The sequence below is a fragment of the Paraburkholderia sp. BCC1876 genome (assembly GCF_902833695.1).
Classification (GTDB): domain Bacteria; phylum Pseudomonadota; class Gammaproteobacteria; order Burkholderiales; family Burkholderiaceae; genus Paraburkholderia.
In genome coordinates this window covers 106,107-118,445 of the sequence record NZ_CADFGI010000005.1, presented here as the reverse complement: position 1 = coordinate 118,445, position 12,339 = coordinate 106,107, and the positions used below count along the sequence as shown (strand labels likewise).

8 protein-coding genes are annotated in these 12,339 nt (G+C 66.0%); 2 read left to right on the top strand and 6 right to left on the bottom strand.

Going from position 1 to position 12,339, the window contains the following annotated elements; translation table 11 throughout:
• Positions 1–6 precede the first annotated feature (6 nt).
• From bcsB to bcsD, 5 genes are all read right to left on the bottom strand, one after another.
• The gene (gene bcsB / locus HWY05_RS19480) at positions 7–2,592 is read right to left on the bottom strand and encodes a cellulose biosynthesis cyclic di-GMP-binding regulatory protein BcsB (protein ID WP_176059277.1); all 2,586 of its coding nucleotides are present in this window, start codon (positions 2,590–2,592) and stop codon (positions 7–9) included.
• Between the two features lie 3 nt (positions 2,593–2,595).
• Positions 2,596–4,800: a UDP-forming cellulose synthase catalytic subunit gene (bcsA, locus tag HWY05_RS19475; RefSeq protein ID WP_176059276.1), complete on the bottom strand. Its 2,205-nt coding sequence runs from the start codon at positions 4,798–4,800 to the stop codon at positions 2,596–2,598.
• The gene (bcsQ, locus tag HWY05_RS19470) at positions 4,797–5,585 is read right to left on the bottom strand and encodes a cellulose biosynthesis protein BcsQ (protein WP_176059275.1); all 789 of its coding nucleotides are present in this window, start codon (positions 5,583–5,585) and stop codon (positions 4,797–4,799) included. Before bcsQ ends, bcsA begins: the two co-directional genes overlap by 4 nt.
• A complete protein-coding gene (bcsP, locus tag HWY05_RS19465; protein ID WP_176059274.1) occupies positions 5,582–6,514 on the bottom strand; it encodes a cellulose biosynthesis protein BcsP in 933 nt (310 codons plus the stop codon). The genes bcsQ and bcsP overlap by 4 nt, the downstream gene beginning before the upstream one ends.
• A gap of 249 nt (positions 6,515–6,763) precedes the next feature.
• Positions 6,764–7,219, bottom strand: a complete 456-nt coding sequence (bcsD, locus tag HWY05_RS19460; protein WP_035556225.1) for a cellulose biosynthesis protein BcsD — start codon at positions 7,217–7,219, stop codon at positions 6,764–6,766.
• Positions 7,220–7,806: 587 nt separating this feature from the next.
• On the opposite strand from bcsD, the gene HWY05_RS19455 reads away from it, so the two are divergent.
• Entirely contained in the window at positions 7,807–8,970 is a 1,164-nt protein-coding gene (locus HWY05_RS19455) for a GGDEF domain-containing protein (RefSeq protein ID WP_176059273.1), read from the top strand.
• Between the two features lie 178 nt (positions 8,971–9,148).
• Positions 9,149–11,476 carry a bifunctional diguanylate cyclase/phosphodiesterase gene (locus HWY05_RS19450; protein WP_176059272.1) on the top strand — a complete coding sequence of 776 codons (2,328 nt, stop codon included), beginning with the start codon at positions 9,149–9,151 and terminating at the stop codon, positions 11,474–11,476.
• A 48-nt stretch (positions 11,477–11,524) separates the two neighbouring features.
• On the opposite strand, the gene hpaI is transcribed toward HWY05_RS19450, so the two are convergent.
• Positions 11,525–12,334: a 4-hydroxy-2-oxoheptanedioate aldolase gene (gene hpaI / locus HWY05_RS19445; protein WP_035556229.1), complete on the bottom strand. Its 810-nt coding sequence runs from the start codon at positions 12,332–12,334 to the stop codon at positions 11,525–11,527.
• Between the last annotated feature and the right edge of the window lie 5 nt (positions 12,335–12,339).

Genomic DNA, 12,339 nt, shown 5'->3' with positions numbered 1-12,339 from the left:
CAGTCCTCAGTCCTTCAGGCGGCGCGCGGCGACCGAGCGCAGCGTCCGGTAGAACAGGCCCGCGATGATCAGCGCGGCGAGCACGCCGCCCAGCATCAACAGCAGCGGATGCGACGACAGCGCCCAGCGCAGATACTCCTGCGGCGACAGATGGCCGATGTAATACGCTTCGCCGTTCGACGTGATGGTCACGTTGCGGCCGTGAATCACGGCCATCGCGCCTTGAATTTCCGGCAGCACGTCGGCATCGAGCAGCGCGGTTGACAGATCCGCGTCCGACTGGCCGGCCGCGCTCACCAGCGCGACCGCGCTGCGGTTCTTCTGCAACGGCGACTCGAAACCGGTCAGCAGCGCGTCGCCGTTCGAACTCACCAGCGTCAGGTCGGCGCGCGCCGGCGTGCGTTCGACACCGCGCTCGCCGTGCCACCAGTCCTCGAGTTTGAAGACGATGTCGGAGAGCTGGAAGGTGCGCGAATCGCCGTCGCTGGAGAACGGCATCGACCTGGCCCAGCGTTGCAGCAGCGGCTGCTTGCCCGGCGCGCCGAAAATCAGCAGGTCTTTATTGGCGTACTTGTCGACGTCGTCCGCGGTGCCGACGCTCACGCCGTTCACCGGATAACCGGTCGACGCGCCCATGCGGCCCATGGTCAGCAAAAACAGGCTGTAGTCGCTCGAATCGGCGTCGTTCGGCAGGATGGCGGCGGTCTCGGAGAGGTCCGCCATACGCGTGAACGGGAAGCCGCTATTGGCGAACGCGGCCAGATCGGGCAGCGCCATGTAATGCGGGAACGACGACAGGTCGATCGTCGAATTCGGATCGATTGCGCCGACCACGTTGTCGAGCAGACGGCCGTGGCATTCGCCGGTATCGGGAATGTCGTAGTAGAAGTGCAGGCGCACCTGCGCGCGCGGCGTCAGCAGCAGCGGCGGAATGTAGACGGTGCGGCGCGCCTCGGCGGTCCTGTCCGGCAACACGCGCGCGAAGTAATGGCTCAGATCGAACACGGAGGCGGACTCCGCCGGAATCGGCAGCGCCTGCACGAAGCCGTTGTTCACGCTCACGTTCAACGACGACCGGTCGACGTGCGGGCGCACCGTGTAGCGGTAGCGCAGATCGATCGGCGCGCCCTTGGTGTGCCACATGAACAGATCGGGCGGCACGCGCAGATTCACGCGCACCGCGTCGGCGTCGTAGCCTGACACGGTCAGATCGCGCGCGTCGGCGAGTTCGCCGAAGCGCACCGGACGATGGGTCGGCAACCAGTTCGGCGCGTCGTACGGCGCGCGCGGCCCGAGTTCGTTCAACTGCGTGATGGTTGCGCTCGCACCCGTCAGCGTGTTCTGGCCGATGCCGAGGGCCTTGGCGGCGGTCTTCAGTTCGGCTTCGGTGCGCCCGAGCACGAGCAGCAGCTTGCCGCGCGCCGGCACTTCGCGATCCACCACCGCGATGGTCGGACCGGAGATCGCCGGAATCTCGATGCCGGCCGGGCGCTGGTCGGAAGTGGCGAACACCACGGCGTTGCCCGACAACGGCGCATTGTCCAGTTGCGCCGGAAACACCGCGCCGCGATAACCGGCCAGCGCGCCGAACCACGAGGCGACGATGCCGCCCGCTTCGAGCGTTGCGGCGCCCGGCTTTTGCGGGAACACGAACGGCAGTTCGAGCCGGCGCACGTCGCGGCGGTCGAAGAACGGCTGCGGCAGCGCCGCCAGATCCGGCTTGCTGGCGAGCGATGCGTAGGTCAGATCGAGCGAACTCGCATTGCTGACGGTGGCCCACAGCGACGAGTTCGCCGGGTCCTCGCAACTCGTCGTGTAATGGCCGATCAACTGCACGTTCAGGTGATTGAACTCGGTGATGAAGCGCGGATCGATCGACACGTCGCGCGCCACCAGCATGCCGGACTGTTCGTGCGGCACGGGCAGGGTCGCGGCGACTTCGCCGTTCACCAGCACTTTCAGTTGCGAGAGATTCGGCAGCAGCGCGGGCGAGTAGCTATAGACCAGGTGCAGCACCGCGCCGGTCACCACTTCGTCGCCACGTACCGAGAACGCGACGCCGTTCTGACCGTCGGTGCCGCGCAGTTGCAGCGGATCGAGCGCGCCGAGATCGGCGAAGGTCAGCGTCTGCCGCCGGCCGCCCGGCACCAGCGTGCCGGGTTCGGCGGTGGTCGGCGTCTTGATGCCCAACGCCTTCACCGACGACGCGGCGAGCGCGGGCGTCGGCGTCGCCAACGCGGCTTGCGTGAGCGTGTTCGGGTCGTACGGCACGGCGGGGCTCGGCGCGGGCACGCTGCCCACGCCGGTGGCGACGAGGGGAGTGGGTGTACCGGGTGTGCCTTGATTGCCCGCCGTCGCGCGCGTTTGAGTGGAACCCGCCTGGGTGGAGCCCGCTGCCGCCGCGACGGCTTCAGCCGCCTGTGCGACCGACACGAGCGGCGCCGCCAGGGCGGTCTGCAACGCGAGCCAGCAGGCGAGCCCGCGCATCAGCCGTTGCGAGCCGGGACCTGCGAAGCGGCGCGCTGCCGGTTCCATCCCACTGCGCTCGTCACGCGAGCGTTCCTTGTGTGCCTTCGCCATCCGGTTGCGCATAGATCAGTCTTTGGTTTTTAGCTTCTTGACGTCCACTGGACGGCTTTTCATCGAGCTGCGAAGGTCGGCGTAAAGATGTTCGAACAGACCCACGATGCCGCGCGCGCCGACCGTCAGCACATGCGACAGGCCGCGCAGCGGCGTGTCCTGCTGACGCCCTTCGGCCCAACCGGTCCATGCATCCGCACGGGCGAAGGTGGTTTTGACGAACTCGTATTCCTGCTCGCGCGTGAGCTGCGAGAAGCGCAGGCCGACACGGCCCGGCGCGGTGAAGCCGACCGTCGCGGGGAAGGCGTATTCCTCGTCGCCGCGAAACAGCGACACGGTCACGCGTTCGTGCATCGGCACCTGGATCGCCGCGGGCAGCGCGACACCCACGCCGCCTTCCGAGTAGTCGATGGTTTCGCAGGCGAGCGTGCGGCCGGTCGAGAACTTCAGCATCACGGGCATTTGCATCGCCACGCGGTGCACCGCGCGAATCTGCCGGCGCTCACTCGCGGCGGCCACGCTCGCGCCGAGAATCAGCATGTTGTAGGTGGTCCACGCGAGGTTCAGCACGGTGGTCTGCACCACGCTGCGCAGATGCCAGTTGAAATAGATATGGACGATGCCCACGCAGAAGCCGATCAGGTTCAGCAACAGCAGGAACAGATACGGCCGCGAGATCGCCCAGTCGAAGTAGTTCTTCTCGATCTGGCCGCCCTTGGCGGTCACGTTGAACTTGCCGAGCTTCGGGTTGATCAGCGCGAGCAGCGTCGGCGCGGTGATGTACGAGGCCAGCACCGACTCGTACACCTCGGCCCAGAACGAATGGCGGAACGAGCGCTGCATCCGCGAATTGGTGATGCTCGCGTGCATCATGTGCGGCAGCGCGTAGATCGCGATCGTGCTGGCGGCGGCTTCGATCACGTGCGCGCCGAAGAACAGATACGACAGCGGCGCGGTCAGGAACACCAGACGCGGAATGCCGTAGAAGAAGTGCATCATCGCGTTCAGATAGCACAGCCGCTGACCGATTTTCAGACCCTTGCCGGTGAGCGGATTGTCGATCCGGAAAATCTGCGTCATGCCGCGCGCCCAGCGAATCCGCTGGCCGATGTGGCCCGACAGCGATTCGGTGGCGAGCCCGGCCGCTTGCGGAATCGCCAGATACGCGGTGGTGTAGCCGAGGCGGTGCAATTTCAACGCGGTGTGCGCGTCTTCGGTGACGGTTTCGACCGCGATGCCGCCGATCTCCTCGACCATGGTCCGGCGCAGCAGCGCACACGAGCCGCAGAAGAAGGTCGCGTTCCACAGATCGTTGCCGTCCTGCACCAGACCGTAGAACAGCTCGCCTTCGTTCGGCACCTTGCGGAAGGTGCCGAGGTTGCGTTCGAACGGATCGGCGGAGAAGAAGTGGTGCGGCGTCTGCAGCATGGACAGCAGCTTGTCGCGCAGGAACCAGCCGAGGCCGATCTGCAAAAACGAGCGGGTCGGAATGTGATCGCAGTCGAAGATCGCGAGATATTCGCCGCTGGTGATCTTCAGCGCTTCGTTGATGTTGCCGGCTTTCGCGTGGCGGTTGTGCGTGCGGATCGTCCAGTTGACGCCGACGTCTTCGCAGAACGCCTTGAACTCGGGACGGCGGCCGTCGTCGAGCACGTGGATCGAAATTTTTTCGGCTGGGTAGTCGAGCGCGAGCGCGGCGTAGATGGTCGGCTTCACCACCGAGAGCGGCTCGTTATAGGTCGGAATGAAGATGTCGACGGTCGGCCACAGATCGCGCGAGGCGGGCAGCGGCATCGGCTTGCGCTTGAGCGGCCACGCGGTCTGGAAGTAGCCGAGCAGCAGCACGACGGTCGAATAGACTTCGGCGGACACCAGCAACAGACCCCAGGCGGCGTCGAGCGGATGTTCCCAGTAAGTGGTGGCGGTCAGCCGCCAGTACATATAGCGGCCCGACGTAACCACCGACAGCATGATCATCACCATCGTCGCGTAACGGCCGGGCAGGCGGCGGAACAGCAGCGCGGTCACGAAGCAGCAGGTCGCGAACGTGAGTTGCTCGTAGAACGCGAGCGGCACCGTGAACACGAAGTACAGCATGGTCAGCGCGAACAGCGTCACCAGCCCGGTGACGACGCGGCTGTTCCAGAAGCGCGCGTCGACGAAGCGTTCCAGCCGCGATGGTTCGGCGGCCTCGATGTCCTGCGACTGTGCCGTGCTCATGCGACGTTCCTCGGCGAGACAACGATCGCGTCGACCGCTGTCATCAGCCAGGCGCCGCACGCGCGGAAATCGGCGGCGGCCTGACTGAGTGGATCGTAATGAATCAGCGTGGTGTCGCAGGCGAGCGCCTCGCTCACGCCTTCGTCCAGATGGATCACGCCCGGGAAGAGCCGCGTGCCGAGCATCTGGCGCAACACCTTGAGCACGTCTTTGGTGAGCTGGCGCGACTGGTCGATCTGGTTGACCACGTAGCCCACGCCGCCGAACTCGGCGCGCGGCGTCGCATAGGTATCGATCAGCCGCTCCATCAGCGGAATCGCCGCGTACGAGGCAGCGTCGGCGAGCACCACGTTCAGCGCGAAGGTGGCCGTGCTGAGCGCGGCGCGGACATACGCGGACGAACCCGGCGGCGTGTCGATGATCACGACGTCCGACGGATCGAGCCGCAGGTTCTGCAACGCTTGCGCAAGCCAGTGCGGGTCCTGGTCGACGAGCGCCTCGAAGCGGCGGCGGTCGTCTTCGAGCACCGCGCCGTAGGGCAGCACGGTCACGCCGTCGAGACCGTCGAACAGCACCGATTGCCACGGGTCGCCCGTCAGCGTGGCGCGCGACAAACCGTCGATGCTGTCGAGCGGCACGCCGAAGTGCAGACGCAGCGCGTTCTGCGGATCGAGATCGATCGCGATCACGCGCCGGCCGCCGGCGGCCAGCACGCAAGCGAGATTGGCGGCGAGGGTGGTTTTGCCGACCCCGCCCTTGGCGGACACCACCGCGATGACTTTCATGAGCGACGAGGGCCGTTGACCAGCCACGAGTTGGAGGGGGCGGGCGCGGCGGCGCGGGTGGCGCTGACCGGAGCGGCGACGGTTTGAGCGGGCGTGCCGCGCAGACGGTCGAAGACCGAATGCAGCGGCGCGGCGGCGGCCTGGGACGCGGCGGGTTGCGGCGGCGTCGCGGCGGGTTCGGGGGTGAAGAGTTTGCCGAGGATCGAAGGCGGCGCGGCGGGTGCGGCCGGTTGCGCCCAGGTTTGCGCGGCGGGTTGGATCGGCGGGATCGGTTGCATGGCTGGCGCGCGATATTGGACCTGGGCGAGCGGGGCGCTTGCGACGGCTGCAACCGGTGCAACGGGAGCAAAGGCCGCAGCAGGTACGACAAAGGGCGCCGCCGCCGCGACCGGTGCGACAGCGGGCGCGGCAACCGGCGCAGCCGACACAACCGGCACAGCCGAAGCCACCGGCGCAGCAGCCCGCGCCGCCGGCACGACCTCCGCTGCCACCGCGTCGACCCGCACAACAGCGGACGCCGCCGGCGTAACGGCATCGACCTTAGAAACCGCTTCCGCCGGATCGAGCTCGCCGAAGCGCGAAGCGCCGCGCGGTGCCGTGGAGGGCGCGGCGGCCACCGCCACCGGCGGAATATCGCGCCGATGCGAGCGGGTGAACAACGGCGCTTTCGCGCGCGTCACCGAGGCGGCATCTTTGGGTGTGGTGTCGAGCGGATCGACGGCGACCGGCGTTGCGGCCACCTGCGGGTGAGCCCGTGCCACGCGCTGTCCGATGGCGGGAATCGTCGGTTGACTCAGATCCAGCGTGACCAGTAAAGGCCAGCGCGTGCGCGCCGAGCGCGCCTCGTTTTCGCGGCCGATTTCCTGGTACGCATTGGCGTCGCCGCCGAAATGATCGAAAAGCTTCTCGATGTCGCTGGATGAACTCATAGTGCCACCGTCTTGTTCATGACTTGCGTAACCCCCACGCCGATACGTGCCTGCCTGCTTCCGGCGCTGGAAAGCGGATCCTGCCACTGCACGCGCACCGGTCTGGCGCGTTGTTCCACTGCCTGATGCTGTTCATGCAAAAGCAACCGCTAAGTAGCCGCTAAGTAACGACTAAGCAACCGCTACCGCCACTGTCATTGCTATTGCTATCTCTACTACGCCCACTCACGACCTGTTCGCAAGCCGCGTTCAACCCGGATGGCGCCCGAGCCGAAACTCGATCGCGGTGTCCTCACCGTAACCGCTCGTCTGCGCGACAGACAAGCCTTGCGCGCCCAACGCGCTCAACCAGGTCTGATAGACGCCTTCGAGAAACGCCGGAGTCCACGTCAACGCCGTGCCGCCGAATGCGAGCAGCGGCGAACAGTAGTGGACGATCCGCAACGACTCGGGTTCGTCCGCCAGTTCCACGTAGCCCCAATCCATGTCATGCCAGACCAGATTCAACGTGTGCGCGAGCTCGGCGGTCGAGCCGCAGGCCGGAAGCGGATGCGCGGCCGCGAAGCGGCTGCCGACGCGGTGCATCAGTTGACGCAGTTCATCGCGACCAATCTGCGCTTCGAACTCGGTCGCCAGTGCGCTCAGCATGCCGCGCCATTGTGGCGAGATCTGGCGTTCCAGCAGGTAATCGAGAATGGAGACCATGTTTTCCGGGAAGTGGCCGTGGCGCCTTTTTGTGAAGCAGGCAGGCGATGACGGCCAGTGCAAAAAAACGTGTTTCGGGAACCGCGTTTTGCGCGCGGCAGGTTGCTTTTACCGGCTTGTCTGGTTTGTCAAACTTTGTCAGACACAATTCGCAGGAGTCTACTTAAGACGTTAAGTTTTAGCCACTTTCCATTCGTCTTTTGATACGCGCAATCGATTGCGTCGGATGCAGCGCAACAACGTAATTTTTTCTGATTCCGTTGTGTTAGCGCTTGTACCTGGGCACACATCGTAAGATCGACCGCTCAACCCGGTCTAACGGCAATTCGCGCAGATGTTTTAGCTTTTCTTTTTCGTGTTAAATGCAACGCTACGCCATAAGAGCCGGGCATGGGGCACACAATTGTCTACGCAGACATTCTTTCCGATTCTTTCCTGCTTATTGCCGTTCGTCGAGCCCCCAACTTTTGCCTGGGCCAGCTAAGCTTACGGACGCACAACGGTCGGCCGTGTCAGACAAGCGTGCGGACTGATTCAGGCAGCATGCGCATCGCGCCGTTGCATTGCCGTTCGACCCATTCATTGCGATGCTCAATCCACTCAGTATTCTGCTGGTCACCGTTTTGTCGAGCGCCATGGCGATGGCCGTGCTCGGCTCGTTGCGGCGCGCGGCCATTCCCGGCGTCGGCTGCTGGATCGCCGCGAACGCGCTCGCGCTCGTCGCGTTGCTGGCCTTCGCGTTGCAAGGTCACGCGCCGCGCTGGCTGACTTTCGTGGCGTCGAACATGTTGCTGGCCGTCTCGCCGTTGCTGGTGGTGGCGGGCTGCCGGCGCTTTCTCGCGCGCCCCGGGCGACCCTGGGCGGCCTACGCCGGTCTGGCGGTTCTGTTCGCCGGGCTGTGTTACTGGACCTTCGTCGTGCCGGACTTCAACGCGCGCGTCACGCTGGTCTCGGTGTTTCACGCGATCCTTTATGCGGTGCTGGCCGTGACCTTGTTGCGCGGCCGGCCTTTGAACCGGCCGTGCTACAGCTATTACTTCCTCACGGTCGCGGCCGCACTGCTATGTGCTGGGCATACTTTGCGCGGCGTGATGTACGGCTTCGGTCTGCTGGTTCAGACCGACCTGATGCAGGTCACACCGTCCAACATCATTTTTCTCGCGATCGGGGTGCTGGCGCCGCCCTGTCTGTCGATCGGCGTGGTGATGCTCGCGCACGACCGGCTGGCCGAGCGGCTCGAACGTCTGGCGAACATCGACGATCTGACCGGCGTGCTGGCGCGCCGCGCGTTCCTGAAGCTCGGCGACGCCCTGCTCGACGCGTCGCGGCAAAGCGGTTTGCCGCTGGCGCTGGCGATCATCGACATCGATTCGTTCAAGGCCGTCAACGACCGCCACGGTCACGCGGCCGGCGACCAGGTGCTGAGCCATTTCGCGACGTTCGTCACCGCTCATCTGCGGGACGGCGATGTGCTCGGCCGACTCGGCGGCGAAGAGTTCGGCGTACTCTGTCCGGCGACCGGCGCCGCCGAAGCGGTGAACCTGCTGGACCGGCTGCGCGCCAGCCTGGCCGCGGCCACGTCGGCCGAGTTGCCGCCCGGCGGCTTGCGCTACACCTTTAGCGTCGGGGTGGACCAGCATCGGCAGGATGAATCGCTCGCGCAGTTGATGGTGCGCGCCGACAACGCGCTGTATGCCGCCAAAGCTGCCGGGCGCAATCGCGTGATGGCCGCCACGGCACAAGCCGCGTGAAGCGCGTGGGAAGAGGGGGGAGGTAGCTTTGATGCAGCCCAAAGCAACCCAAAGCGGCCTGAAGCAGCCGTAAGCGAACAGGCGTTCGTATCGATTTGCGTGGAAAGGTTAAATATTAGTCAGATGTTTGCCGATAACCATGGGCAGAGTGACCGGAACGAGCCTGATACCAATCAATATGCTTTCGAACTCCACGCAACATCTGTCCGATTCCGGTTTACGCGATCGCTTCCATCGACGATCGCTTGAACACCAGCGCCCACTCTCCACAGTGACCATGGCGTTCACGGTGGTCGCGTTCCTATGCTTCGTCGGGGCGCGCAACCTGGTCGGCGGTCCGGCCGCGCCGCTCGCCTACCGGCTCGCGTGCGCGCTCGTGCTCGCCCTGCTGGTGCTGGCGATTCCGCGCGCCCGAACCATCGGGCTATTCGGCGCGATCGGCATCGTCTATCTGCAGGTGCTGGTGGCCGGCATGGCGTTGAACGTCGCCGGTGTCGAAGCGCCGCTGCTGTGGGTGCTGCCGGCCCTCGCGGTGATCCCCATCTGCGCCGCGCCGCTGTGGCTCACGCCCACGCACTTCTTCACCGGCACCGTGCTGTTCTATGCGGCGGCCCTCGCGCTGCTGTCCGGCGAGCCGCGCCCGCATGACGTCAACGTGGTCGTGTGGATGTGGATCGCGGCGATCGGCATGCCGACGTCGGCGGTCTTTCACTTCGGGTTCTACCGCTTCCGGCGCAACCACTTTCTCCTTGAGAGCCAACTGGCGCAACTCGCGGCGACCGATCCGCTGACCGGCCTGCAAAACCGTCGCGCGTTCGTCAAGCAGGCCGAGCGCCGGCTCGACGCCGGCGCGCCCGACGAGCGCATCAGCGCGATCTTTCTGGACATCGACAGTTTCAAATCGCTGAACGACCGCTTCGGCCATGCGGTCGGCGACCACGCGCTGTATCAGGTCGCTCAGGTGCTGATGGAGGAGACCTCGGCGGAAGACAGCGTGAGCCGGATCGGCGGCGAGGAGTTCGCGGTGCTGCGGCGCGACGGGCTGGCCGGCGCGTTGCATCTGGCCGAGCGGCTGCGCGGCGCGATCGCCGCGATCGAGCGGCCGGACGGTCATCTGACCGCGAGCTTCGGCGTGGCCGAGCACCGGCGCGGCGAAAGCATCATGGTGCTGCTCGATCGCGCCGACGAGGCCTTGCTGCGCGCCAAGCACTCCGGCCGCAACCGCGTGTGCGCCGAACGCGCGCTGCCGCTCGAAGTGCTGCAACTGCTCGGCGACGATTTCTCTGCAGACGGGGAGGTGCGCCGGCATCGCTGGGAAGAGTATTACCTGACCTCGCACTTCCAGCCGCTCTACAGCCTGTCGCATCAGAAGCAGGTCGGCTTCGAGGCTTTGCTGCGCGGCGAACAGGACGACGGCACGCTCGTGCCGCCCGTGGTGCTGTTCGCGCCGAGGCCGTCCAGCGACGAAGGCGCGCTCGACCGCGCGAGTCATGCGGTCCACCTGGGCAATGCGCGCAAGTCGCTGCCCGCCGATGCGTGGCTGTTCCTCAATATTTTGCCGGCCACCTTCATCGCCGAGGGTTACGCGGATCAACTCGCGAAGATCGTGCGGGCGGTCGGGCTCGATCCCGAGCGCGTGATCCTCGAAATTCTCGAGTCGCATGGCGGCAGTGTGGACGACATGTCGCGCGCGGCGGCCTTGTATCGCGAGCACGGCTTCCTGATCGCCGTCGACGATTTCGGCGCCGGTCAGTCGAATCTCGACCGCTTGCTGCGTATTCGCCCGGACCTCGTCAAGCTCGACGGCGAACTGATTCGCGCGACCAGTCACGGCACCGAACAGCCGATCCTGCCGAAGCTCGTGTCGCTGCTGCACCAGGCGGGCATGCTGGTGGTGGTCGAAGGCGTGGAGACGACCGAGGAGCTGATTCTCGCGGTGGAGTCGAACGTGGATTTTGCGCAGGGCTATCTGCTCGGACGGCCGGCGGCGGAGATCGCGCCGCCGGAGTCGGTGCATCGGCGCATCGACGACGCGTTCGACGTGATCGCGCAAGGCCGCGCGCATCAGCATGCGTTGTTTGAGTCGGAGGTGGAGCCTTACCGGGTGGGTTTGCGCGCATCCGCGGACGCGTTGCTGGCGGGCGTCGTGATGGACAACGCGTTTGCCGCGCTGTCGCGCTTCGAGCGCTGCATCAGTTGCTTCATTCTCGACGACTCCGGCCGGCAGGTCGGGCACGAAGTGCCGGGGCCGGCGCATAACAGCGAGGGCGCGTCGCTGCATCCGGTCGCGAATCCGCGCGATGCGCGCTGGGATCACCGGCCGTATTTTCGCAACGCGGTGCTGCTGCCGGGCGTGGCGGTGGCAAGCAATCCCTACCTCTCGCTGGCGAGCGGCCGGCCGTGTGTCGCGGTGACGTTGGCGGTGCAGTTCGCGGCCGGGCGCTCGGTGATCGGCGTGGAGCTGGACTGGTCGGCGCTGGGCTTGCCGTGGCCGGCGGGGGATTAGCGATTAGGCTGGGCGATAAGGCTGAGCGGCTACTAAACGGCTACTGAATCAATACCCGCCTTTAACCGGCGCGGCCGCGCCCGCCGTGTTCTTATACGACGCCGCCAGATCCGCCGCCGCGCGACTCAGCAAGCCGGTGTCCGTGCCGACCGCCACGAACGTCGCGCCCGCCGCGAGATAGTCCGCCGCGAGCGCCGGGTCCGGCGCCAGCACACCCGCCGCCTTACCCGCCCGCCGCACGATGTCGATACCTTGACGGATCGCTTCGCGCACGCCCGGATCGCCGGGTTTGCCCAGCAAGCCCATCGACGCGCTCAAATCCGCCGGCCCGAAAAACACACCGTCGACGCCGTCCACCGCCGCAATGGCCGGCAGATTCTCCATGCCTTGCACGGTTTCCACCTGCACCAGCACGCACAACTCGCTCGCCGCCGCGTTCAGATAATCGGGAATCCGGTTCCAGCGCGAGGCGCGCGCCAATGCGCTACCCACCCCCCGAATGCCTTGCGGCGGATAACGCGTGGCGGCGACCGCGTCGGCGGCTTGCGCGGCGGTATCGATCATGGGCAGCAGCAGGGTCTGCGCGCCGATGTCGAGCAACTGCTTGATCAGCGCGCTGTCGCTGCGTACCGGCCGCACCACCGGATGCGACGGGTAAGCGGCCACGGCCTGCAATTGCGCGAGCGTGCTGCGCACGTCGTTCGGTGCATGTTCGTTGTCGATCAGCAGCCAGTCGAAACCGGCCGTGGCCAGCAATTCGGTGACGTACCCATCGGCGAGCGCGGCCCACAGGCCGAATTGCGGTGTGCCTTCGCTCAGCGCGCGTTTGAAGGGGTTCTGCGGTAGGGATAAGGACATGAGCC